At 73.5% G+C, this 24,218-nt stretch carries 20 protein-coding genes; 6 read left to right on the forward strand and 14 right to left on the reverse strand.

The genetic code is table 11. The features are described from left to right. The first annotated feature begins 43 nt into the window (after window positions 1-43). Window positions 44-535, forward strand: coding sequence for a phosphatase domain-containing protein (locus N8I87_RS35655; protein WP_263214959.1), 492 nt, complete (start codon window positions 44-46; stop codon window positions 533-535). A 36-nt stretch (window positions 536-571) separates the two neighbouring features. On the opposite strand, the gene N8I87_RS35660 is transcribed toward N8I87_RS35655, so the two are convergent. After that, entirely contained in the window at window positions 572-787 is a 216-nt protein-coding gene (locus tag N8I87_RS35660) for a dodecin (RefSeq protein WP_263214961.1), read from the reverse strand. A gap of 213 nt (window positions 788-1,000) precedes the next feature. Here N8I87_RS35660 and N8I87_RS35665 point away from each other — a divergent pair, with 213 nt between their 5' ends. Beyond that, window positions 1,001-2,272, forward strand: coding sequence for an extracellular solute-binding protein (locus N8I87_RS35665; RefSeq protein WP_411577322.1), 1,272 nt, complete (start codon window positions 1,001-1,003; stop codon window positions 2,270-2,272). 54 nt (window positions 2,273-2,326) lie between these two features. On the opposite strand, the gene egtD is transcribed toward N8I87_RS35665, so the two are convergent. From egtD to egtA, 4 genes are read right to left on the reverse strand one after another with little or no spacing between them, the layout of a single operon-like run. After that, the gene (gene egtD / locus N8I87_RS35670) at window positions 2,327-3,295 is read right to left on the reverse strand and encodes an L-histidine N(alpha)-methyltransferase (RefSeq protein ID WP_263214963.1); all 969 of its coding nucleotides are present in this window, start codon (window positions 3,293-3,295) and stop codon (window positions 2,327-2,329) included. Beyond that, window positions 3,292-4,071 (reverse strand): ergothioneine biosynthesis protein EgtC, encoded by a 780-nt coding sequence (gene egtC / locus N8I87_RS35675; RefSeq protein ID WP_263214965.1) that lies wholly within the window; start codon window positions 4,069-4,071, stop codon window positions 3,292-3,294. Before egtC ends, egtD begins: the two co-directional genes overlap by 4 nt. Further along, entirely contained in the window at window positions 4,071-5,387 is a 1,317-nt protein-coding gene (gene egtB, locus N8I87_RS35680) for an ergothioneine biosynthesis protein EgtB (RefSeq protein WP_263214966.1), read from the reverse strand. The genes egtC and egtB overlap by 1 nt, the downstream gene beginning before the upstream one ends. Further along, on the reverse strand, window positions 5,384-6,745 hold the full coding sequence (gene egtA / locus N8I87_RS35685) for an ergothioneine biosynthesis glutamate--cysteine ligase EgtA (protein ID WP_263214967.1): 1,362 nt from the start codon (window positions 6,743-6,745) through the stop codon (window positions 5,384-5,386). The genes egtB and egtA overlap by 4 nt, the downstream gene beginning before the upstream one ends. A gap of 269 nt (window positions 6,746-7,014) precedes the next feature. Here egtA and N8I87_RS35690 point away from each other — a divergent pair, with 269 nt between their 5' ends. Then, complete coding sequence (locus N8I87_RS35690; protein ID WP_263214969.1) at window positions 7,015-7,842, forward strand: TIGR02452 family protein; 828 nt, start codon at window positions 7,015-7,017, stop codon at window positions 7,840-7,842. Here N8I87_RS35690 and N8I87_RS35695 read toward each other — a convergent pair. The 4 genes from N8I87_RS35695 to N8I87_RS35710 all read right to left on the reverse strand — a co-directional run bounded on the left by N8I87_RS35695 (window position 7,827) and on the right by N8I87_RS35710 (window position 11,778). Beyond that, complete coding sequence (locus N8I87_RS35695) at window positions 7,827-8,273, reverse strand: type II toxin-antitoxin system PemK/MazF family toxin (protein ID WP_263214970.1); 447 nt, start codon at window positions 8,271-8,273, stop codon at window positions 7,827-7,829. The genes N8I87_RS35690 and N8I87_RS35695 overlap by 16 nt on opposite strands. A gap of 45 nt (window positions 8,274-8,318) precedes the next feature. Continuing rightward, the gene (locus N8I87_RS35700) at window positions 8,319-9,800 is read right to left on the reverse strand and encodes a flotillin family protein (protein ID WP_263214971.1); all 1,482 of its coding nucleotides are present in this window, start codon (window positions 9,798-9,800) and stop codon (window positions 8,319-8,321) included. 131 nt (window positions 9,801-9,931) lie between these two features. Further along, the gene (locus N8I87_RS35705) at window positions 9,932-10,150 is read right to left on the reverse strand and encodes an NfeD C-terminal domain-containing protein (RefSeq protein WP_263214972.1); all 219 of its coding nucleotides are present in this window, start codon (window positions 10,148-10,150) and stop codon (window positions 9,932-9,934) included. 44 nt (window positions 10,151-10,194) lie between these two features. Then, a complete protein-coding gene (locus N8I87_RS35710; protein ID WP_263214974.1) occupies window positions 10,195-11,778 on the reverse strand; it encodes a chloride channel protein in 1,584 nt (527 codons plus the stop codon). A 259-nt stretch (window positions 11,779-12,037) separates the two neighbouring features. Here N8I87_RS35710 and fxsA point away from each other — a divergent pair, with 259 nt between their 5' ends. From fxsA to N8I87_RS35725, 3 genes are read left to right on the forward strand one after another with little or no spacing between them, the layout of a single operon-like run. Beyond that, a complete protein-coding gene (gene fxsA, locus N8I87_RS35715; protein ID WP_263214975.1) occupies window positions 12,038-12,250 on the forward strand; it encodes an FxSxx-COOH cyclophane-containing RiPP peptide in 213 nt (70 codons plus the stop codon). Further along, on the forward strand, window positions 12,247-13,476 hold the full coding sequence (locus N8I87_RS35720) for an FxsB family cyclophane-forming radical SAM/SPASM peptide maturase (RefSeq protein WP_263214976.1): 1,230 nt from the start codon (window positions 12,247-12,249) through the stop codon (window positions 13,474-13,476). The genes fxsA and N8I87_RS35720 overlap by 4 nt, the downstream gene beginning before the upstream one ends. After that, complete coding sequence (locus N8I87_RS35725) at window positions 13,473-14,696, forward strand: aKG-HExxH-type peptide beta-hydroxylase (protein ID WP_263214978.1); 1,224 nt, start codon at window positions 13,473-13,475, stop codon at window positions 14,694-14,696. The genes N8I87_RS35720 and N8I87_RS35725 overlap by 4 nt, the downstream gene beginning before the upstream one ends. 6 nt (window positions 14,697-14,702) lie before the next feature. On the opposite strand, the gene fxsT is transcribed toward N8I87_RS35725, so the two are convergent. The 5 genes from fxsT to N8I87_RS35750 form a co-directional block, all read right to left on the reverse strand. Continuing rightward, window positions 14,703-19,082 carry an FxSxx-COOH system tetratricopeptide repeat protein gene (fxsT, locus tag N8I87_RS35730; protein ID WP_317633519.1) on the reverse strand — a complete coding sequence of 1,460 codons (4,380 nt, stop codon included), beginning with the start codon at window positions 19,080-19,082 and terminating at the stop codon, window positions 14,703-14,705. Further along, window positions 19,079-20,152 (reverse strand): AAA family ATPase, encoded by a 1,074-nt coding sequence (locus N8I87_RS35735; protein WP_263214980.1) that lies wholly within the window; start codon window positions 20,150-20,152, stop codon window positions 19,079-19,081. Before N8I87_RS35735 ends, fxsT begins: the two co-directional genes overlap by 4 nt. Continuing rightward, complete coding sequence (locus tag N8I87_RS35740; protein ID WP_263214981.1) at window positions 20,149-21,654, reverse strand: VMAP-C domain-containing protein; 1,506 nt, start codon at window positions 21,652-21,654, stop codon at window positions 20,149-20,151. Before N8I87_RS35740 ends, N8I87_RS35735 begins: the two co-directional genes overlap by 4 nt. Next, window positions 21,651-22,604 (reverse strand): effector-associated domain 2-containing protein, encoded by a 954-nt coding sequence (locus tag N8I87_RS35745; RefSeq protein WP_317633520.1) that lies wholly within the window; start codon window positions 22,602-22,604, stop codon window positions 21,651-21,653. The genes N8I87_RS35740 and N8I87_RS35745 overlap by 4 nt, the downstream gene beginning before the upstream one ends. A gap of 154 nt (window positions 22,605-22,758) precedes the next feature. After that, entirely contained in the window at window positions 22,759-24,183 is a 1,425-nt protein-coding gene (locus N8I87_RS35750) for an amidase (protein ID WP_263214982.1), read from the reverse strand. Window positions 24,184-24,218 lie beyond the last annotated feature (35 nt).

The following is a 24,218-nucleotide window of genomic DNA, read 5'->3' on the forward strand; positions in this document are numbered from 1 at the left end:
CTCCGTCCGGGTCCCGGGAGCCGGCGCTGACTAGGGTGGCCGGGTGAATGACAGCCGTACGCGACCGCTCGCCGTGTTCGATCTCGACAACACGCTCGCCGACACCGCGCACCGGCAGCGGTTTCTTCAGGACAAGCCGCGGGACTGGGAGGGCTTCTTCGCCGCGGCGTCGCTGGATCCGCCGCTCGCCGAGGGAGTGGCGCTGGTGCTGGAGAGCGCGCTGGAGTGCGAGGTCGTGTATCTGACCGGGCGGCCCGAGCGGTGCCGGCGCGACACGGTCGACTGGCTGGCCGCCCAGGGGCTGCCCGAGGGATGTGTCTTCATGCGGCGCGACGCCGACCGCCGGGGCGCCCGTCACACCAAGCTGGAGATCCTGCGGCGACTCGCCCGTGACCGCGAGATCCGTGTCCTGGTGGACGACGACAAGCTGGTGTGCGAGGACGCCGAACGGGCGGGATTCACCGTCGTACGGGCGCGCTGGGCCGACCGGTCGGCCGCGCTGGAGGACGCCCAGGAACGGGAGGGGCGGACCTGAGCCGGCCGGGCACGTCGGGTCCCGGCCCCGGTCGGGTCAGGTCTCGTCCTCGATGCGGAAGCCGACCTTCAGGCCGACCTGCCAGTGCTCGATCTGCCCGTCCGCGATCTGGCCCCTGACCTGTGTCACCTCGAACCAGTCCAGATTGCGCACGGTCTGGGCGGCGCGGGCGATGCCGTTGCGGATGGCCTTGTCGACGCCCTCGGGGGAGGTGCCGACGATCTCCGTGACCCGGTAGGTGTGGTTGGTCATGCGGGTGCTCCTCTCTCTCCGTGACTGGTGTGTCACGCGTCACTCCACCGTGCCGTATGTGGAGGCGGAGCGCGAGGCGTCACGTCCGAACCCCCGGTAGCCCTTGACCGCCGCATTGGTCCATACCAAAATCCTCCACACCCGTACGAGCCCCGCGCTCGTCCCCCCACGTCGGGCCTCTTCCCCTGTCCGCCAGACAGAACAGGACCCCTCGTGAGACTCGAACCGGCGCGCCGACGGCTGCTCGCCCTCATCTGTGTGTCCGCCTCCCTCGCCACGGGCTGCGGCGTCCTGCCCGGCGGGAACGAGCGCCACACGGTCACGGTGTGGCTGATGAAGGACAGCGCGTCGAAGGAGTTCCTGAGCCGTTTCACCGAGGACTTCGAGCGCACGCACAAGAGCATCCGGCTCGACATCCGCATCCAGCAGTGGACCGGCATCGTGGACAAGGTGCAGTCGGCCCTGAAGGCGCCGTCCAAGGACGGCCCCGACGTCATCGAGGTCGGCAACACCCAGGTCCCGCAGTACGTCGAGGACGGCCGGCTCACCGACCTGACGCTGGAGTCCGCGCGCGACTGGGGGATGACGCACTGGCTGCCCGGCCTCGCCGAACCCGGACGGGACAACACCCAGCAGTACGGCATCCCCTGGTACGCGGCCAACCGCGTCGTCATCTACCGCAAGGACATGTTCGAGAAGGCCGGCATCGACGCGCCGCCGAAGACCCGCGAGGAGTGGCTCGTCGACACCCGGAAGCTCAACTCCGGCGGCAGCCAGGGCATTTACCTCGCCGGACAGGACTGGTACACCCTTTCCGGGTTCATCTGGGACGAGGGCGGCGACCTCGCCCGGGAGTCGGACGGACGCTGGAAGGGCACCCTGGACACCCCGGCCGCCCTGCGCGGCATGGAGTTCTACCGCCGGTTGCAGGCACTGGGCCGAGGGCCCGTCGGCGCCGACGAGGAACACCCGCCCCAGGCGGGCGTGTTCGCGGACGGCAAGGTGGCGCAGATCGTGGCCGTGCCGGGACTCGCCCAGGCCATCACGCAGCAGAACCCCGCGCTCGCCGACCAGTTGGGCTACTTCCCCGTCCCCGGCAAGACCGCCGCCCGTCCCGGCACCGTCTTCACCGGCGGCTCCGACCTCGTCGTACCGCAGAACACCGACCGGCCGTACGACGCCGCGGCCGTCATCGGGGCGCTCGCCGGGGCCAAGTGGGACACCGAGCTGGCCCGCACCATGAACTACGTCCCCAACAAGCCGACCCTGGCGAGCGCGGTCGCCGGGGAGGAGGGGGTCGCCGCCATGGCGGCCGGTGCCGCGCACGGCCGGGCGACCCCCAGCACACCTCAGTGGACCGCGGTCGAGGCCGACAACCCGATCAAGGAGTACATGACCAGGGTGCTCGAGGGCGCGGACCCGGCGACCGAGGCGCGCCGCGCCTCCCGGCGGATCACCGAGGCCCTCGCACCGAAGTTCGGCTGAGGCACGGCACCTTGCTCGGTGACCGGCACCGTGGTCAGTGATCCCGCATGGTGGTCAGAGATCGCGCACCGTGCTCAGCGACAGCGCGAAACGGTTCTGCGGGTCGGTCCACCAGTCGGTCGGCGTCAGCCCCGCCGCGGCCAGTTCGGCGGAGATCCCCTCCTTCCGGAACTTCGCCGACACCTCGGTGCGCAGTTCCTCGCCCGCCGCGAACTCCACGGCCAGATCGACCGCGGGGATCTTCACGGTCTGGGCCGTACGGGAGCGCAGCCGCATCTCGATCCACTCGTTCCCGGCGTCCCACAGCGCCACATGGTCGAAGGCGTCCGGATCGAAGTCGGCGCCCAGTTCGCGGTTGACCACGGCCAGGACGTTCTTGTTGAACTCGGCCGTCACCCCGGCCGCGTCGTCGTACGCCCTGACCAGCACCTCCTCGTCCTTGACCAGGTCCGTGCCGAGCAGCAGCGCGTCGCCCGGCGACAGCAGCCCGCGCACCGACGCCAGGAAGTCGGCGCGCTCGGCGGGCAGCAGATTGCCGATGGTGCCGCCCAGGAAGGCGACCAGCCGTGGACCGGGCGTGTCCGGCAGGGCCAGCCGGGCGGTGAAGTCCGCGATCAGGGCGTGTACGTCGATGGCCGGCCGCTCCTCGACGAGGGCCTGTCCGGCCTGGACGAGCGCGCTCTCGCTGACGTCCACGGGGACATAGGTGTGCAGGTCGGTGAGTGCGTCGAGCAGGAAGCGGGTCTTCTCGGACGAGCCGGAACCCAGCTCGACCAGGGTGCGGGCGCGGGATGCCGCCGCGATCTCGCCGGCCCGGGCGAGAAGGATCTCGCGTTCGGCGCGCGTCGGATAGTACTCGGGCAGTTCGGTGATCTTGTCGAACAGCTCGCTGCCCCGGGCGTCGTAGAACCACTTCGGCGGCAGGGTCTTGGGAGTGACGGTGAGGCCGCCGCGGACGTCGGCGCGCAGCGCGGCGTCGGTGGCGTCCTCGGGAAGCGTGCGGGTGACACGGAGGGAACTCACGTACAGGGCTCCTTCTTCGGTACGGAGGCCGGGTCCTCGACCGGGGTGAGCAGCACCCCCGTGCGGCTCGCCGTGAACAGCGTGCGGTCGGGGACCTCCTGCCAGTGCGGGTCGTCGTCGTACGGCTCGGAGGCCACGACGGTGCGTCCGCCGGGTTCTGCGAGAGAGAAGAGGGTGTCGCCCCAGGCGGTGGCGGCGACGGTCTCGCCGTCGGTGAGCAGCAGGTTGAGCCGGGAGGCCGGGGCCGCCTCGGCGACCTGCCGCACCGTGCCGGCCAGCGCCCGGCCCAGGTCGTCGCCGCCGCGCAGCCGGTGCAGGACCAGGGCCCATACGAACGCCGAGTCGCTGCGCGCCTCCAGGGACAGCAGATCGACCGGAGGCAGTCCGGGGACGAGCGGCGCCGCCGACTGCGGCCAGCCCGCGACGGCGCCGTTGTGGCTGAACAGCAGGCGGCCCGCGGCGAACGGTGCCGCCGCGGCCTCCGCGTCGGCGCCCGCCAGGGTCGCGTCGCGCACCGCGGCGAGCAGTGCTCCGGTGCGGACGACGCGGGCCAGATCGGCGAAGGAGAGGTCCGCCCAGATCGGCCCGGCGCGCCGGTAGCGGGCCGGTACCGGATCGCCCGGGGCGTACCAGCCCACCCCGAAGCCATCGGCGTTGACCGTCCCGTACCGCTGTCGGCGCGGCGCCCACGACTGGCGGTACAGACCGTGCGGGGGCTCCACGAGCAGCCGGCCCAGCGGCTCCTCGGGTCCCAGATACGCCAGATGACGGCACATCAGGCGGACTCCGAGCGGGCGGTGCGGAATCCGGAGAAGATCTGCCGCCGGATCGGGTAGTCCCAGTTGCGGAACGTCCCCCGGCAGGCCACCGGGTCCACGGCGAACGAACCACCGCGCAGCACCTTGTACTCGGACCCGAAGAACACCTCCGAGTACTCCTTGTACGGGAACGCCGCGAACCCCGGGTACGGCAGGAAGTCGCTCGCCGTCCACTCCCATACGTCGCCGATCAACTGCCGTATCCCCAGCGGGGACTCACCGGCCGGATAGCTGCCGGCCGGAGCGGGCCGCAGATGGCGCTGGCCCAGGTTGGCGTGGACCGGCGCCGGATCGGCGTCGCCCCACGGGTAGCGCGTGGAGCGGTCCTGGGGGGGGTCGTGGCGGGCCGCCTTCTCCCACTCCGCCTCGGTCGGCAGCCGGCGACCGGCCCAGCGGGCGTAGGCGTCCGCCTCGTACCAGCACACGTGCAGCACCGGCTCGTCGGGCGGCACCACCTCGGTGACGCCGAAGCGGCGTCTGAGCCACTGCCCGCCGTCGCGGCTCCAGTACAGCGGTGCCGTGATCGACTGCCGGCGTATGTGCTCCCAGCCCTCCGGCGTCCACCAGCGCTCCTGGTCGTAGCCGCCGTCCTCGATGAACGCCTGGTAGGCGGCGTTCGTCACGGGGGTGGTGTCGAGGTGGAAGGGTGCCACCTCGACCTGGTGCGCGGGGCGTTCGTTGTCCAGCGACCACGGCTCGGTGGAGGTGCCCATGGTGAACGGGCCGCCGGGCACCAGCACTTCGGCGGGGCCGGTGAACAGCGGTGCCGGGTCCGGGTCCGGGGCGGTGAGGGCCTGTGGGCCCTTGCGGAGCTGATGGGTGATCAGCATGGTCTCGTCGTGCTGCTGTTCGTGCTGGGCGATCATCCCGAAGGCGAAGCCCGCCTCGGTCAGCCGGGTGCCGCCGAACGCCGTGCTCTCCAGCAGGTCCAGGGCGCGTCCGCGCACCTCGGCCGCGTAGCGGCGGGCCTCGGCGGGCGGCAGCAGCGGCAGCGACGGCCGCTCGGCACGCGGGTGCTCGAAGGCGTCGTACAGGCTGTCTATCTCGGGTCGCATCGCCTCCCGGCCGCCGACCGAGCGCAGGAGCCACAGCTCCTCCTGGTTGCCGATGTGGGCGAGGTCCCACACCAGCGGGGACATCAGCGGAGAGTGCTGGGCGGTGAGGTCGGGCTCCTCGACGCAGCTGGTCAGCAGCGTGGTGCGGTCGCGGGCCGTGGTGAGCGAGGTCAGGGCCCGACGGCGCAGGGTCTCGGAGTCGGTCTCGGGGGCGGTCATGTGAGGATGTCCTTCCCGTGGGCGGTGGGCGTCCCTCCGGTCGAGCGGAGCCGGGACCGGGGGAGTTCCGTGCCGTGCAGACGGTCCCGCAGATCGTCGGCGGGGCAGCGGCCCCGGACGACATAGCGGTTCAGGTACGCCGCGACGGCGGCCGTGACGTCGTGGGTCGCGCCGAGGCGGGGCAGGGCCTCCAGCGCCGCCGTGAAGCAGGTGACGGCGGCATCGCGCAGCTCGGGGTCGGCGAGCCCGGTCCGTGCCGCGTCGATCCACAGCGGATTGTGCGGCGCGGGGCGTGACAGGGCCCGCTCGGCCAGCGGCTTCACGGTCCGGTACGCGGTCTCGGCCGCCTCCGGGTCGTCGAACAGCGCCGCCGTCACCGCGAGCGGCACGATCCATCCGTCGTCGCCGGGCTGTGCGTCGATCATGCGCAGTTCCAGGTGGCCGCGCGGTCTGATCGGCGGGAACAGCGTCGTGACGTGGTAGTCGAGGTCCTCGCGGGTGGGCGGCCGGGGCGCCTTCGAGCGGGTCCACTCCCGGAAGGTGAGCCCCTCGGGCACCTCCCACGGGCCGTCGTCGTGCCGTACGCACATCACCGGGGCGTCGAGGACATGCCGGGCCCAGGCGTCGCGCGGCTCCCCGTCCAGCGGCGGAGCGCCCGCCTGGCCGGGGCCGATCTCCAGCCACAGCAGTTGCCGGGTGGACAGCCAGCCCGTGGGCTGCCGTCCCACCAGCGGGGAGTTGGCGAACGCGGCCACCAGCACCGGGCCCAGCTGATGCGCCAGCCACCAGCGGCGGCCGTGGCCCAGCGGGCCGGGCTCCTCGTACCCGGCGTCCACGCACACCTGGACGGAGGCCGAGGCGCACATCATGTGCCGGCCGGCCGTGCCCCTGCGGTCGAGACTGGTCTCCATGGCCTCGTAGCGCGCATCGCGCAGGAACCGGCGGGGCAGGTGCCAGGGGTCGTGACCGACGCCGACGAGACCGAGGCCGTCCTCGGCGAGGACCGCGCGGACGGCGTCCAGATCGGCGGAGACGGTACCGATGCACTCCATCAGGGAGGCGGTGGGCGGCGAGCTGAGCTCGAGCTGGCCGCCGGGCTCGACGGTGAGCGCCGACCTCAGAGGCACGGTACGCAGTGCGGCATAGGCCGCTTCGAGTCGTTCGGGTGTCACGGGGAGCTGCGGCTGCCGCAGCTCGTGGACCAGCCATTCCACTTCGACCCCGAGGCAGCGGGGCGGGCCGGTCTTGAAGCAGATGCCCCGGACCAGGGCCTCCACCTCGGCTTCGGTGACGGCGGTGCGTGGCTGCGTACAGTCGCTACAGTCACCCACCGAACCGACACTGGATGTATCGGACATATCGCGATCCTCTCAGAGATTCCGCGATGCCACCGGTCGGGCGTTCGACGGGCCCCGCCCGGCGGCACTCGTCCCACCCAAGACCCTCGCCTCGATTCGCACAAGGGTGCACATCGGTGCGTTCGCGTCTCGTCATATCCGTTTTCCGCGCGTTCTCGGGGCCGGGAAACTCCGTTGCACCGCAGGACCGGCATCGATCACGATGCGTTCATGAGGACGACGGGGGAGGCCGCGCGGCACGCGGTCGTGGCGCACACGGGGGTGGCGCCATGAGCGCGCGGCTGCGCGGTATCGCGACGGAGACCGAGCGGATCGTGGCGCAGGGGGCGTATCGCGCGCCCGGCGGTCACGAGGTGTCGCTCGCGGCCTGGATCGAGGCCGCGCGGGCGGGCACGCGCATGCACGGGCCCGACCCGGTCCCGTTCGCCCCCGTCCCTTCCTCGACGGCAACGCTCCTGGAGGTCACCGGCGAGAGCAGCCTTCAGGCGGCCCGCCGTCTGCCGGGACCGGTCGCCGTCCTGAACTTCGCCTCGGCCCGCAACCCGGGCGGCGGCTATCTCAACGGAGCCCAGGCCCAGGAGGAGGCCCTGTGCCGCGCCTCCGCGCTGTACACGTGCCTGCTGCGGGCCCCGGAGTTCTACGACCATCACCGCGCCCACCGCGACCCGTTCTACACGGACCGTGTCATCCACTCACCGGCCGTGCCGGTCTTCCGCGACGACCGCGGCCGGCTGCTCGACGAGCCGTACACGGCCGGCTTCCTGACCTCTCCGGCCCCCAACGCCGGAGTCGTCCTGCGTACGGTTCCGGAGCGGGCGCCCGATCTGCCGCGGGCCCTCGCGGTGCGGGCCGAGCGGGTGTTGGAGACGGCCGCGGCGCATGGCTACCGGCGGCTGGTCCTCGGCGCCTGGGGCTGCGGAGTCTTCCGCAACGACCCCGCGCAGGTCGCGGACGCCTTCCACGGGCTGCTCGGGCCCGGCGGGCGGTTCGCCGGAGCCTTCGAACACATCGTGTTCGGGATCCTGGACCGCACACCGGGAGCCGTGGTGCGAGCAGCTTTCGAACGGACGTTCGCGGAGCGTCAGGTCCAGCCGTAGCGCTCGTGCAGCCGCTGCCGCACCAGGTTGAACCGGCCGCGGTCCAGCGCGCACGCCTCCCGGCGCATGCCCTCCTCGTGCAGCCGCAGGACACGGTCGACGTCCACCCATGAGTCGCGCCCCGACCGGTCCCACGGCCCGCTGCCGATGGCCACCCACTCACGGTCGCCGTCGTGCCGCTTGCTGGACAGCTGGACGGCGAGGAACGTCCCCTCGGCCTCCCGTGCCACGACCAGCACCGGCCGGTCCTTGCCCCGTCCGTCGTTCTCCTCAAAAGGCACCCAGGTCCACACGATCTCACCGGGATCCGGATCGCCGTCGTGCGCGGGGGAGTACTCGGTACGCACCCGGCCGACCGCACGGGGGTCGGCCTCGGTGGTGGCGGTGGGGCCGTGCCGGCCCGGGACGTTCTCTTCGGTAAACGCAGTCACGGGGGCACCTTAGAGGGTGCCCCCGTGACCGTGTCAGCCCGTCACCTACTCCTTCTCCACCGGCACCTTCTGCGCCGGCGGCGTCGTGATCCCGTTGAGGGACGAAGTCCCGTTCGAGGTCTGCCCGTTCTGGTTCATCGAGGCCAGCAGCTGACGCGCCAGACCGAGACCGGTGCCGCCCATGGTGAGCGCCTTGGCGAACATGTCGGCCATGCCGTCGGCACCGTTGAGCAACACCATGTTGTCGACGTTGCCGAAGGCGGACGCGCCGGCCTTCACGATCTCCGGCCAGTTCTCGGCGAGTTGCTGGGCGACGACCGCCTCCTGGTTCTCGGCGAGGGCCGCGGCCCTCGCCTTGATGGCCTCCGCCTCGGCGAGACCCTTGGCCTTGGTCGCCTCCGCGTCCGCCAGGCCCTTCGCCTGCGCCGCGGCCGCCTCGGCCTCACCGGTGGCCCGGGTCGCCGCGGCCGATGCCACACCTCGGGCCTTCGTCGCCTCGGCCTCGGCGCTCGCGGCCGTCTTGACCCGGGTCGCCTCGGCCGCCGCCGCGAGCTCCGTCTCCTTCGCCTTGGCCTGGGCCCCCGAGATACGCGCGTCACGCTCGGCCTCGGCCAGCGTGCGCTTCTCGTAGGCCCGGGCGTCGGCCGGCTTGCGGACGTCCGCCTGGAGCTGCTGCTCCCGTCGGTGCGCCTCCAGCTCGGCGACCCGTGTCTCCTGGACCACGACCTCCTGCCGGGCGGCCGCGTCGGCGAGCGGACCGGCCTGCCTGGCCTGGGCCGCCGCCTTGTCACGCTCGGCCTGGTAGCCGGCCTGGAGGATCTCGCTGTCCCGGGTGGCCTCCGCCATCCGGGCGAACGACTGTTGCTCCGCCTCGGTGGCGAGACGGTTCGCCTCCGCCTGCGCGATCCGCGCGTCCCGCTGGACGGCCGCCGCGTGCGGCATCGCCAGGTTCTGGATGTACCCGGTCGGATCCTCGATCTCATGGATCTGCAGGGAGTCCACGATGAGCCCCAGCTTCTCCATCTCCGTGCCGCAGGCGGCCCGGGTCTGCCCGGTGAGCTTCTCCCGGTCGCGGATCATGTCCTCGACCGTCAGTCCGCCCACGATGGACCGCAGATGACCCGCGAACACGTTGTGCACCCGCTCGGACATCATCTTCTGCTGGTCCAGGAAACGGCGGCCCGCGTTGGCGATCGACACGAAGTCGTCGCCCACCTTGAAGATGACCACACCCCGCACCTTCAGCGGAATGCCCTGCTGGGTCACGCAGTCCACCGACAACTCGGTCTCGTTCAGGTCGAGGGAGAGCTTGCGCACCGCCTGCACACCGGGCAGCACCAGCGTGCCGCGCCCCGTGACGATACGGAATCCCATGCCTTCCTCGAGGCCCTCGGTCCGATGCTTCGAACCGGAGATGATGAGCGCCTCGTTGGGTTCGGCGACCCGCCACATCATCTTGAACACACCGATCAACACGAGGACGGCAACGACCGCCGCCCCCGCAACGACGCCGACAACCATCGGCATACGCCCCCTTTGCATGGTGCCCTTTCGGCACCGAACGAAGGGAGTGTGCTCTCGCGGGGGCCCATGGAGAAGACGCTGACGGATCCTTGTCGCAATCTTGATACGCGGCTCTCACCTGGGGCGGAGCATGCTCAACTGTCGTACGCAGCAGTGACGTAGACGGTCCGCGGCGGCAGGTGCTCCACCACCATCACCACCGTGCCCCGCTCCATCCGCCCCGTGCCGTCCGCGGCGTACGCGAGGAAGTGCTCCGCACCCCCGCGCACCCGGACCATCACCTCGCCGACGAGCCCGGGCCCGATCGTTCCGGTGACCCGCCCCATGAGCCCGACCATCGACGCATCGTCCATGGTCACAGGGTAGGTCAGCGCATCGCTCACGGGACCGGGCGGGCTCAGTCCGGTGCGGGGTCCGCCGAGTTGACCGTCACCGGGCCCGGGCCCACGGGCTCCCGCCGTACCGGAGCGAGCCTCGCGCGGCGATCCAGGACCACCGGGCCGGGCAGGGTCGGTGGGGGCGGAGTGTCCTCGGGCTCGTCCCCGATCCGGTCCGGGGCCCGGTCCGCGATCCGGTCCTCGGGCTCGTCCGTGATCCGCTCCAACTGGCTGCGGTACAGCGTCACGCCCCCGGTGACCGACCGCGCGCACAGCACCGCGAGGATGCCCGGGCCGAGCAGCGAGGCGTCCCCGAGCATCTCCGCGACCATCACCAGGACACCGAGCGGCGCGTGCGCGACCGCGCCCAGACAGGCGGCCATGCCCACCGCCACCGGGACCAGCGGGCTGCCGGGCGCCAGCCCGAGCGGCTCCGCCAGCCGCCACACCGCCGCACCCACCCCGGCGCCCACCACCATGCACGGCCCGAAGATGCCGCCCGAACCGCCCGAGCCCACCGTCAGCGCCGTGCCCACGATCTTCGCCAGCGGAATCGCCAGCACCACCGCCAACGGCAGGTCCAGCAGCACACTCCGCGAGGTCAGCGCCTCCATCAGCCCGTATCCGGTGCCCAGCACCCCGGGCACCAGCAGCCCCAGCCCGCCCACCAGCAGCCCCGCGACCGTGGGCGCCGCGACCCGGGCGAACGTCCCGCGCGCCCGTTTCTCGACGCGCGTGTGCACCGCGTAGAAGCAGGCCGTGTACAGCCGTCCGACACTGCCCGCGACCAGACCCACCACCGCGACCAGAGCCAGCCCCGTCGCCCCGCCGACCCCATGGCCGCCGTGCCCGCCGAGCGACGGCGAGAAGCCGTGACAGGCGCCGAACACCAGCCAGCCCGCCACGGAGGCGATCAGCGCCTTGGGCAGCACACGGGCGTCCATGTCTCTGCGGTACAGCAGCTCCGCCCCGAGCAGCGCCCCGCCCAGCGGCGCCCGGAAGATCGCGCCGACGCCCGCCGCGAGACCGATCACCAGCGCCGTACGGGCCTGTTCGCGCGTCATGCCGGTGCGCCGGGCGATGACGGAGCCGAACGCCGCGGAGATCTGCGCGGCCGGCCCCTCCGTGCCGCCCGAGCCGCCGGAGCCGATGGTCACCGCCGACGCCACCAGCTTCACCACCGTCACCCGGCCCCGCATGCCCGTTGGATCGTGGTGCGCCGCCGCGATCGCAGCGTCCGTGCCGTGGCCGCGCGCCTCGGGCGCCAGCCGGACGGCGAACGCCGTGGCGACCAGCGCGCCGCCGGCCGCCACCAACGGCACCAGCCACGGCCGGTCGGATCCGGACAGCGCTCGGAAACCACCTTCGCCGGATGTCCGGTAGGGCCGGTAACCGGCCACCGACTCCAGCAGCCAGCCCGTGCACAGATGCAGCAGTCCGAACAGCGCGGCCGCCCCGAGACCGGCCACCACACCGATCAGAGCGGCCGGGAGGACCCAGCGGGCGAGCGAGTCGTCCGTGTCCGGCAGTGGGAAGAACCGGGCCGGAACCCGTAACGAACGCCGTCCCGAACGCCCTCGCGTACCTCGCGCCCCCGTCTCCACCCGCACACTCCCGACAGTCGACTTCCTCGTCCCTTGTGAGGGTGACGGGCGGGCGTGGCAAGGTCAACGGCGCCGCGCCGCAGGGCTGATGCCGCCAGGGCGCGCGGGGCCGCGCGACAGCGCACAACCGTCACCCGCACCCCGGCAGAAGCGCTGCGCAGCGCCCGGATCGCGGGCAGACCTGCGCACGCTTCTCTGGTTATCCTCAAAGTCGGTTCAACAGACAGTCATCGGGACAGCGACAGGGGGGCTGAGGCCGATGCCGAGCAGGGCCGGTGAGCGCACGGCGGACATGCCGGATCTGACGGGGCTGCCCCTGGAACGGATCCTCGACGGGGCTGACCCGGCGCTCGCGGCGGCGCTGCACCGCGTGCTGCGCCACCTGGCCGGCGAGGAACTGCCCGTGGCCGCCTACGACTCCGGGGGAGACAGCTCCGAAGGCCCCCCTCCGCACGCCGCACCGGAACTGTGACCTCCACGGCCGACGCGCCGCACGGCCGGTGGCCCGACGACCTCCTCGACGTCGCCGCCCTGCGGAGCGCAGGACAACAGGCCTTACCCTTCCGGGAGTTCGTCCTCAAGGTGCACAGCCGCTGCAACCTGGCCTGCACCTACTGCTATGTGTACGAGGCCGCCGACCAGCTCTGGCGGACCCAGCCGCACACCATGTCCCGGCGGACCGCCGAGCAGGTGTGCCACCGGATCGGCGAGCACGCCGAGCGTCATCGCCCGGCTTCGCTGCGCGTGATCCTGCACGGCGGTGAACCCCTGCTCGCCGGCCTTCCGCTGCTCCGGCACCTCACCCGCACCCTGCGCCGGTCCCTGCCCGCCGCCACCCGCGCCGAGGTCGTCATCCAGTCCAACGGCATCCTCCTCGACGACGACGTGCTGCGCCTGTGCCACGACGAGGGCATCACCGTGGCGGTGAGCCTCGACGGTGTCCCGGAGGTGCACGACAAGGCCCGCCGCGACCACGCCGGACGCGGCAGCCACGCCCGGGTCGCCGCCGCGCTGCGCCGCCTCGCCGCACCCGAGCACCGCGCCCTGTGGGCCGGCATCCTGTGCACCGTCGACGTCACCGCCGACCCCGTCGCCGCCTACGAGCACCTGCTGTCGTACGACCCGCCCGCGCTCCGCCTCCTGCTGCCCCTCGGCAACTGGACCCACCGCCCGCCGGAGCGCACCGCCGACCCCGCCCGCACGCCCTACGGCGACTGGCTCGGCGCGGTGTTCGACCGCTGGTACCGCGAGCCCCGGCCACCGGTGCGCATCGCGTTCTTCGAATCGGTCCTGGACCTGCTGCTCGGCGGAGTCACCCGCACCGAGACCATCGGCGGGGCGCCCTCCCAACTCGCCGTCGTCGACACGGACGGCTCGCTCACCCTCTCCGACCAGCTCAAGTCGGCGTACGAGGGCGCCGACCGCAGCGGCCTCGACGTCCACCACCACTCCTTCGACGCGCTCCTGGACCATCCCGGGGTGGTGGCCAGGCAGTCGGCGGCACGAGGGCTCGCCGCCCAGTGCCGGGCCTGCCCAGTGGTCGCGGTCTGCGGTGGCGGGCACTACCCCCACCGCTACCGCGCCGGACACGGCTACCTCAACCCCTCCGTCTACTGCCCGGACCTCATGGCACTGATCCGGCACGTGGCCGACACGGTCCGCGCCGATCTCGCCCGAGCCGCCGAGGCGCGCCCTTGACCGACCGTCACCGGGCCGCCGCGCTGCCCTTGCCGCCCCGGCTGTGGCGGCAGATCGCGCACGGTACGCCGGACCCCGCCGTCCTTCGGCTGCTGCGCGCCGCCCGCGCGAGCCGCAACCTCCTGCTGCTGCGCGCCCTTCACAACGACCCGCGGAGCAGCGCCGATCGAGGTCCGGCGAGCGCGCTCCTGGCGGCCGTGCGCGGGCGCGCCCCCGCCGTTTTCGACGCGCTGATCACCGACCCCGCCACGGGAGTCCTGCTCGCCGATGCCGTACGCGGCGGCCGCTTCGACACGGTGCCCGTGCTCGCCGCCGTCGCCGGACACCGTGCCCGGATCCCGTTCCGCCTGGAGATACCGGTCCGCGACGGCACCCTCGCCCTGCCCGGGCTAGGCCATGTCACCGTGCCGCCGGACACCGTCACCGCGCGCGTGGAGCGCGGCGCGTACGGTACGACGGTCACCGCGCCGGCCGCGCCCGCTCCCGTGCGGATCCCGGACCGGCCCCAGGACGGCGCCCCCGGCTGGACACCGCTGCCCCGGCTCCGGTTCACGGCACAGGGCAGACGGTGGACCGTGCGCCTGGACACCGACGCCGTTGCGGGCCCGGCCGTCGATGGCCCGCCGGGGGCGGAGGGCTCCCTCCCCGACGGGCCGCGGCGGCTCGGGGCGGCCTGGGAGTTGCTCGTCGCCCGGCATCCCGGCCGGGCCGACGCCGTGCGCGGGACGGTGCGTGCCGTGGTCCCGCTCGCCCCGCGGCCCGACGCGCCGTGGCTGAGCGCGTCCTTCAGCGACGCCTTCGGGCTCGTCGCCCTGGCACCCCTGGATGACCCGGCCGACATCGCGGCCGCTCTCGTCCACGAAACCCAGCACTCCCTGCTCTACGCCCTCCAGGACCTCACCCCGCTCCTCGAAGCACCGCCGGGGACACGTGGCGCGGCGCCCTGGAGCGACCGTCCCCGGCCGCCCTCGGCACTGCTGCACGGCGCGGCCGCGTTCCTGGTCACCTCGGCCTTCTGGCGCACCGAGTCGGCCCACGGCAACGGGGTCGCCCGCGCGCCACACGAGCGGTGGCGGCGCACCGCCCACCTCGCCGCCCACGAACTCGCGCGCGGCGACTGGCTCACCGCGAACGGCCACCGGCTGGTGGACGCCCTGCTGAAGGTCCTCGGCGAGTGGGACGCCGAGGACGGGTTGCGCGGACCGGAGCGGCCGGCCTAGGGGTGACTAGACCGGTGGCGGCTCGATGTCGCACTCCGCGCGTTTTCCGGCCGCGGCCGACCGGCTCTCCGGATGGTCCGGCCCCAGCGTCGCGAGATAGCGGCGCTGCACCGAGGCCAGCAGCTCACCGCCCGCCTCGCCGTCGCCCAGCGTGGTCATGTCCAGGGCCACATTGGTGAGGGCCGCCAGGGTCGTGGGGTGCCGGTCGCCGTAGCGGGTCTCCAGGCTCCGGGCGCACTCCTCGCCCAGTGTTCGGGCGGCCGCCGGGTCGCCGGCCAGGGACAGGTCCGTGGCGAGGTTCACCCGGGCGACCAGCAGCCAGGGATGGTCCTCCGGGAGCGCCCCGGCCAGCGCGGTCACCGCCTCCTGGTCGACCCGGCGGGCCTCGCCGTACTGACCGGTCGCGCGAAGCGCGGCTCCGTGGTTCACCCCGGCGACGGCCGACAGCGGGTGCCGCGGTCCCAGGACGGCGTGGTAGCGGTGCAGCGCCTCGGCGCTGTGGGCACGCGCCGCCTCCGGGTCGCCCGTCAGCCGCAGGTCGTTGGAGATGTTCGTCAGCGCCGCCAGCGTGTCGACGTGCTCCAGGCCGAAGTGTCCCCGGTACAGGTCCAGCACCTCCTGCGCCAGCGCGAGGCCCTGCTCGAACTCGCCCGCCTTCCGGCACGTCACCGACATGTTCTTGATGGCCCGAAGGGTGTGCGGGTGCTGGTCCCCGTACTCCTCGCGGTACCGGGCCAGCGTGCTGGTCTGCAGCACCAGCGCGTCCACGTACCGGCCGCACTCGCGCAGGTCGCGGGCGACGTTGTTGATGGAGAAGAGGGTGGAGCGGGCCGTCGGACCGAGGATCTCCAGCCGGGCCTCGTGGATGTGCTCGTCCAGCGCCAGGGCCTCCTCGTACAGGCCGTTGACGCGCAGACTGACCCCGTAGTTGTGGCCGACGGTGAGGACCTTGGGCGCGTCGTCGCCGTGCAGCCGGACGCTGCGCTCGTAGGCGTCGCGGTCGAGCGCCAGCGCCTCGCCGAAGCGGCCGGCCGCGCGCAGGTCGGCCGCGGTCGCGCCGGCCACCGCGAGGGTGTACTCGTGGTCGTCGCCCACGGTGGACCGCAGCCGCCGCAGCACGTCCTCGTTGATCCGCCGGGACTCCTCGAACTCGGCCAGCTGCCAGTGCGCGCTGGCCTGCTGGCGCCGTGCCCACAGGGTCTGGAGGTGGTCGGGCCCCAGGGTGCCCGTCCAGACGTCGGCGATCCTGCGCCCCAGCTGCACGGCCCCGGGGAAGTCGCCGCGCGCGATCACATAGCCGAGGATGTTCAGCGCCGTGTCCCGGGTGGCCTCCTCCCCGCAGTGCAGCAGGCGCGTGGGCTCGAGGTGGGGCAGGATGTCGGCGTAGTTGCGCCAGTGCTCCGGACGCTGGGAGTCCCCGGGGTCGTGCGCGGCGATGATCCGGTGCACCAGGTGGCGCAGCTCGGTGCGTTCGTCGTCGGGCAGTTCGTCCTGGAGGACGCCGGCCAGCAGCCGGTGCACCTGGAGGGTGCCGGTCGCCGTGTTGACGGTCAGCAGCGAGAACTGGTTGATGGCCCGGATCGCCCGCCCCCGGGCCAGCTCGTCGCGGGCCACCGGCGCGAGGGAGTCGGGCAGGGGCAGCAACCGGGCGTCGCGCAGGAACGCCTGGGCGATCGGCTCCGGCCCGAAGAAGGCCAGCAGCCGCAGGAGTTCCAGCGCGTGCGGATGCTGAGCGCTGAGCAGGTCCACGGAGGTGCGCCAGGTGGTGGCCACGGGCCGGGTGCCGGAGGCGGTGGGTTCGGCGAGCACTTCCCTGCGGCGGTGTTCCAGGAGGTCCAGATAGGCGCCGGTGCGGATGCCGGACTGCGCCTGCGCGGCGACCGACTGCTCCAGCGCCAGCGGCAGATCACCCAGTGACTCGGCGAGCCGGTCCGCCTCCTCCCGGGTGGCCCACGGTGTGCGGTGGCGCAGGAAGCCGATGCTCTCCTCCCGGGTGAACACACTGACGCGCAGCGCGTTGACCCGCTCGGCCCAGCCCGAGTGCCGCGAGGTCACCAGCACATGGCCCGCACCGCCGGTCACGCCGAGCATCGACGGGATGTAGGGCACGACGTCCTCGGGCGCCCCCGCGTTGTCCATCACCAGCAGCCAGCGCGAGAACGGGCTCCCGGTCGCCATCGCCGCGAGCACCCGGTCGACAGGGTCCCCGGCCCCCTCGGCGGCCGACCCGAAGTCCGGTACGAGGGAGGCGAGCTGCTCCCGGATCACGGCGGGCTGCTCGGCGTCGATCCACCAGATGCGCTCGTACTCGGTGTGATGCCGGTGCACATACTCCACGGCCAGCCGGGTCTTGCCGACTCCGCCCAGGCCGTACAGGGCGTACGGCAGGACGGCCGCGCGGTCGCCCGCGTTCAACAGCGCCCGCAGCCGGTCGAGTTCGGCCTCACGGCCGGTGAAGTAGGAGGCCTGGGGAAGGGGCATGGCACGCGGCAGCCGGGCCGGGAGCCGCGGTCGGGCCGGGACGCCCGTTCCGCCGCCGGTCGCCGCCGGGGTGGTGCGGGAAGATGTGGGATCCATCGACACGACCTCCGTGAGCAGAGCCGGGTCCCTCGGCCGGAAAGTGGCGGGCACCTCGAGCGGGCTGGACGGGACCTGTCCAGGCGGGCCGTCCTGCCCACCGCCACCTGGGCTGTCCTGCCCCGCGCCCGTACCGTCCAAAGACACGCGCTCCCGTGCGCGGGCCAGCGCACTTCCGTAGGCCGGTCCGAGGGCGGCGAGCGCCGGCACCGCCGCCGACAGCAGTTCCCGCGCCGCGGCGTCGAGCGTGACGTCGTCCAGTTCCTCGGGCGCCGACACCAGGGTGCCGAGCAGACCGGAGTCCGTTCCCATCGCATGTCCCGCGACCGCCGAGACCTCCTGGAGGGTCCGCAGGGTCTCGGTGCGGCCGAGGCCGTGCAGCAAGCGGTCGCGTACGCCGTCCAGGAACTCGTAGCGCGGGCCGCCGCCCGCCCACTCGTCCTCGGCGCCGTCGGTGCGTGCCGACAGCAGCCCGCCGAGCAGGATCTCGGCGAGCGGAAGCGGCCCGTCGGCCCGTCCCAGCAGCCGTTGCACCGCGCCGACCACCTCCGGCCGCAGCGGCACCATCGCCAGGCGGGCGGCGAGCCGCCGGGCCTGGGGCGAGGCGTGCCGCAGGAAGCGGCGCACCGCCTGGTCGGCGGAGACCGGACGGGACCGGCGCTCCGGGTCGAGCGGCGGCAGGGACGCCCGGACCAGACCTTCCCCGTCCAGCAGGAGCGCCGTCACGTCGCCGTGCGCCCCCGGCTCACCCGTGACCAGACGCGCCCACCCCGAGAACCAGGCGGCCTCGAGTTCGAGTACCGGTACGGCCACCGGCCCCGGCCGCGCCCAGCGCCCGCCGTGCCGGAGCAGGAGCCGCGCGTTCGGTACCGCGGGCCCGTCGGCCCGTACCCGCACATCGCGGGGCACCGCCTCGCACAGGTCCCACAGGCGGCTGGGCAGTGGCTGGAGCACGGCGACCGGAGCGTGGCGCGCCCAGCGGTGCAGCAGCCTGGGGACCGTGCCGGCCGCCCAGGCGTCGCCGACGCAGTCGCTCATCAGCAGGACCAGGCGTCTGCCGTGCGGATGGAACAGTTCCTCGGGGGCGCGCGGTGGGCCACCCCGCTCGGGCCGCAACTGGGCCGCCTTGCCACCGCGGGTGTCCAGCCGCCAGATCCGTACGTCGGCGAACGCGCCCTGCCGGCGCAGGAGTTCGGCCAGGTCCGCGGCGACGCCCTGCCACACCGCCATCGACACGCTCTGCTCGACGACGAGTGCGACCTCGAACCAGCGGTCCGGCTCGGCCGTGAGTACGGGATGCCACCGGCCGAGCTCCACGGACCTGACCGCCGTCTCCTCGGCGTCGAGGGCGAACCGGTGCCGGGAGCGGATCCGCCGGTTGAAGGGGCGCAGGGCGCGGGCGAGGCGGAGCGGGTCGCGCAGGACCCCCGGGCGGGTGTCTGCGTCGAAGAGAGGAGGCGGGGTCCGGACGGGCGCGGTTCCCGCAGCCGCGGGGGGCCGGCCGGCGGGAGCCGGGGCGACCGTGCCCCTTCCCGGTGATGCGTCCACCCGCGGTCGGCGGGTGTCCTTCACCTGGCCGGGCGGCGGGACGTCGGGGCGTTGCGCGGGTGCGGGCTCAGGTGGAGCCGGGGAAGCGGACGGGGACGAAGGCGGGGACGAGGGCGCGCTGCGGGGCGTCTGCCCGTCCCGCCTCGTCGGTGCTGGTGTGCCGTCCGGTAACGCCCCGTCGTCCCTGCGCATTCGCTGCGCCAGCCATATCGCCTCCGCCCACTCGCGCGCGCTCGGCCCCCGGCCCGCCTCGCCGGTCATGGCGAGGAGTCCGTGGCCAGATTGCGCCACAGGGCCGCGCGCAACCGCGTCCAGGACGTCTCGTCGGCGTCGGCGGCGCCGTTGGTGAGCATGTGCACGGTGTTGAGCAGCTGGTCGGCGGCGAGCGAGGCGTCGCCGCGCTCCTCCAGGAAGGAACGGATCAACTCCAGGGCGCGCGGGTCCGGTTGCGGACCGAAGTGCGCCTCGATCATCGCCGCGAGCCGGGCCTCGTCCGGAGCGGCCAGCTCCACCTCCAGACACCGGCGCCGGAAGGCGGGGGAGAAGGCCCGCTCGCCGTTGCTGGTGATGACGACCACCGGGAACTCGGCGCACCGCACCCTGCCGTCGCGCACCACGACCGGAGCGCCGTGGTCGGCGGTGCCGACGCTCGCCTCGCGCCGCGACTGGCCGAGCCGCTCCAGCTCCCTGACGCGGAACTCGCCCTCCTCGAATATGTGCAGCAGGTCGTTGGGCAGGTCGACGTCGCTCTTGTCCAGTTCGTCGACGAGCAGCACCCGCGGCCGCTTCCACGGCAGCAAAGCCGTGCCCAGCGGGCCGAGCGTGAGGTAGCGGCCGATGTCGGGCAGCGGGCCGCGCTCGCCGCCGGAGCCGGAGCCCAGGGGAGCGTCCTGCACCCGGCCGATCGCGTCGTAGTCGTACAGCCCGTCGCGCAGGGTGGTGCGGCTGACCACCGGCCACCACAGCACCCGGCCCAGTCCCAGTTCCGCCGCGATCTGATGGGCGAGGCTGGACTTTCCGGTTCCGGGCTGTCCGGTGACCAGCAGCGGGCGGCGCAGCTGGATCGCGGCGTTGATCACGTCGACGACCGCGGGGTCCAGGGTGCCCGCCCGGCGCGCGCCCAGCTTCCGCTCGGTGTCCGCGGAGTCGGCCGGGACGGGGACGTCCAGCGGCGGGCTGTCGGTGTCGGGGCGGAAGCGCCGCCAGGGCGGTGGGGTGGGCAGCGGCGGCAGCGGGTCGGAGGGCGCGTGCCGGGCGCCGTTGTCCCGGAACACCCACCAGGAGGGAGGCCGGGGTCGCGCCTGTCGCAGGTCGGTCGACTCCCGGTTCATGGATGGCCACCCCCGGTCCGCGGATGCCCCAGTGCGGCCTCCGCCCCCTCCAGTCCGTCACGGCTGTCCCACACTAGGGTGACGTGGCGATGCAGGTCCAGCGTCACCGACGGAGCACCGTTGCACGCAGGGGCGCCGCCCCGCAGATGTCGTACCCGCTCGGGCAGCGCGGCCAACCTGCCGGCCAGTACTTTCCCCAGTTCCGGCCGGGCGTCGGCACGTCGGCCGCCACCGCGCAGCGCGACGATGGCCGGGATGCCGACCTCCAGCAGGACGTAGACCGGATCCGTCGCCAAGTCCCCTTCATAGGGCGGAGGTTCGAGGAGAACGAAGCAGAACGGCGTTTCCTCGTCCCGAAGTTGACGGAGCAGATCATACGGCTCCGGGGGACGGCCGGCCGGGACGAACCGTACGGCGGGGGTGTCGAAGGCCCCGTTCGGGTGGGACTCCAGCCAGGCGAGACGCCGGTGCAGCGCCGGCCACCAGTGCCGGTTGCTGAACCGGTCCCGGCTGCGCACCAGCACGGTGTGGTCGGCGCCGATCGGGCGGGCCACCGACCCGGCCGGTCTGACCGCGAACTGGTCCACGTCCAGCCACAGCAGCGGCCGCGGCAGCAGGAACTCGACCGTCAGCCCGGCGCTCAGCTCGCCGAGCCGGTCCAGCACCCGCTGGTGCAGTTGCGCGACCGTCTCCTCCAGTGCGGGCCGCGAGGTCACCCGGCAGTCGGCGAGCAGGGCCTGCGGCCCCTCGCCCGGCGCCAGCAGCGACCCCCGTACGTGGTACTCGTCGGGTACGGCGGGGTGGGCCACGATCTCCACGAGCAGCCGGCCCGGCTCGAAGGGACGCCCCAGCCGGGCCGACTCCAGTGCCCTGACGCGTGCCAGCAGCCGTGGCTCACCGCCGATCCGGTGCGCGACCTTCTCGTTCCAGGCCCGTAACTCCGCCTCCAGAGGCGTCGGTTGGTGGACCGCGACGGCTTCGACGAAGGACAGCAGGGGATGGGCCTCGTCCGGCAGGACGACGGCGTCCTCCAGGGCATCGAGCAGTTCCGCCGTCGTGTCCCGCCGCGGGGAACCGCCGGGAGCGGCCGAGGGCAGGCAGGGCAGGAAGCGCAGCGCCACCCGTTCCAGGGGCGGGTCGGAGCGCCGGGCGCCCAGCAGGGTGCTCAGCTCGTCGCGCTCGGCGGGGGTGAGCAGGCTCTCCGGGCACAGACGCCGGTACAGGCGCTCGACCTCCGCCCAGGCCAGGGTGTTGGTGCGGTTGCTGCCGAGCGTGTCCAGATAGAACCGCAGCCCGTTCGGATAGTCGTCGCACCGGCGCAGTACCGCGTAGAGATCCTCCTGGAGCATGCCCGACTGCTCGACGTCCAACGGTCCGATCTGCTCGGTGAAGGCGTCGGCGGCGCGCCGCAGCGGGGCCCGCTGGCCGAGGCCGGGAATGCGCGCGATCAGCCCCGCCAGCTCCCAGAACAGGTTCGTGCGGGGTGCCCCGGTGCCTCTCACGGCGTCGGCCCGGGTGTGCCGCGCAGTCGCAGGACGACCCGCTCCAGCTCCCGCATCGGCAGCGAGCCCTGCTCGTACCAGCGCAGGGCGTCGACGAGCCGGTCGATGCCGTCGGCGTACTGCAGGCACAGCTCGACCACAGCGCGCACATCCTCGATCAGGACGGGCGACCGCTCCGCCAGGCCGAAGATGTCCTCACCGGTGTCGCGCAGCACGCTGTCCCGGCGCTGCGGGTCCCGCATGCTCGGCACCCGTACCAGGGCGGCCGCCAGTTCCCGGCCGGCGCCGCGCGGCCAGGGCCGGTGTGTGACCTCGGGCCCGTCGTCCACCGCGTCGGCGAGCGGCGGGCAGTGGCGTACGGCGGCCTCGACCGGGATCATCCAGGCGGTGGCCGCCCCCGACCGGAGGGCCGCGACCACGATGCCGACGACGTCGCCGTGCTCGTCGACGGCCCCGGCGCCGCTGTATCCGCCGCGGATCCGGGAGGCCGCGGCGTCGAGGTTGTCCAGCTGGATCCAGTCGGGTCCCGCCGCCCCGAGCAGCCGGGCGGCGACCCAGAGACCGGGCGGATCGTCGGTGGCCTGACCGAAGATCCGCACCGTACGGCCGCGGGCCGGACCGCACGGCCGCAGCCGGGCCGGCTCGCAGTCGGCGGGCGCCGGATCGGTCAGCCGCAGGACCGCGACGTCTTGCAACTGCCCGTCGGCGGGTGCCCACCCGCCCGACAGGACCGTGGCGTACGACACCCCGCCGGTCCGGGACGCCGGATGGTCGAGTGCCACCCGCCGCTGCCCGGGATGCTCATGGTCCTCCAGCTCCAGTGCCGCCTGTACCGCATGAGCACATGTCAGTATCTTTCCCCCGTGCACCAGAACACCCGACCCCACTGGTGTGTGGTCCGCGCCGAGCAGGCGTACTCGCCATGAGTCCTCGATCGACTGCGACACCACGCGCCCCGTTCGCTCTGTCTTGACACGATGTTGACAGACAACGGCGGCCGGTAACAGGCATGTGTCCCAATCCTGCGACCGAGCTTCCCGGCCACTGTGAGGGTGTGTCAGCAGTGGCTGGAGAAGCGGGATTCGGCGGCTCGCGCCCGCGTCGTCACGCGGCTTGCGACGCGGCCGCGCCCGGCTCCGGCGGCCACAGCTCGTGCCAGCGCAGCTCCGCCTCCAGCTGGGCGGCGACGGAGATCAGCAGGGCCTCGCTGTTCGCCGGGCCGAGGAGCTGGGCGCCGACCGGCAGCCCACCGTCGACGAAGCCGGCCGGGACGTTCACCCCGGGCCAGCCCAGGACGTTCCACGGCCAGGCGTACGGACACGCGGCGATGATGGCGCGGTCGGTGGCCAGGCCGCCCAGTTTCAGCATCGAGCCGATGCGGGGCGGGGGAGCGGCCGTCGTCGGGGCGAGGATGACGTCGTACGTCCCGAAGAAGCCGCCGATCCGCCGGTGCAGGGCCGCCTCCGCGCGCCGGGCCACCCGCAGCGGCGCCCCGCCGAGCAGCCGGCCCAGCCGGGCGGCGTCCCGGGTGCGGCGGTCCAGCAGGGCGGGGTCGGGCGTGTCGGCGACGTGCTCGGCGATGCCGGCCGTGGCACGCGGTACGAAGGTCAGCCCGATCTGGCCGTAGGGCGGATCGGCCTCCTCCACGGTGTGGCCCAACGCGGCCAGCTTCTCGGCGAGTTCCAGCACCCGGGCGCGCACCGCAGGCTGGAGTCGGGCGGGTACCGCGGTGAACGGCGGCTTCAGCGACAGCGCGATGCGCAGCCGCCCGGGGTCCCGGCCGACCGCGTCCGAGGCCGTCAGCGCGGGTGGCTGGTGCGGGTCCAGGTCGTGGTTGCCGCTCGCCGCGTCGAGGAGCAGGGCCGCGTCGGCCACGGTCCGGGCCAGGGTGCCGTTGACCGTGATGCCCTGGAAGGCCTCGCCGCGGGGCCAGGTGGAGATGCGGCCGCGCTGCGGTTTGATGCCGATCAGATGGGTCCAGGAGGCCGGGATCCTCACCGACCCCGCACCGTCGGAGCCGAGCGCGGCCGGGACGAGCCCCGCGGCGACCGCCGCCGCCGAACCGCCCGAGGAGCCGCCCGGGCTGTGGTCGGTGTGCCAGGGATTGCGGGTGTCGCCGAACGCGGGCCCCTCGGTGAACGGCCACTGCCCGAGCTCACAGGTGTTCGTCTTGCCGACGATCACGGCTCCGGCCGCGCGCAGCCGCCGTACCGCCTCGCCGTCCTCGGCCACCGGCGGGAAGTCGCCCGGACAGCCGAAGGCGGTCGGCTCGCCCGCGACGTCCGTGTCGTCCTTCACCGCCACCGGCACGCCGAGCAGCGGGCCGCTCTCTCCCGCGGCCAACGCCCGGTCGGCGGCGTCCGCTTCGGCGAGCGCCGCCTCGCCGCGTACGATCCGGAAGGCGTTCAGGGAGCCCTGGGTGGCCTCGATGCGGGCGAGGGCCTGCTCGACCAGGCGACGGGAGGTCACCTCCCCCGCCGCCAGTGCGCGGGCGGACTCGGCCAGGCCTTGGGCACGGTCGAGCGACATTGCGGGACCACCTCCGGAGCACGTTGTTTACCGGA

The sequence above is a fragment of the Streptomyces sp. HUAS 15-9 genome (assembly GCF_025642155.1).
Classification (GTDB): domain Bacteria; phylum Actinomycetota; class Actinomycetes; order Streptomycetales; family Streptomycetaceae; genus Streptomyces.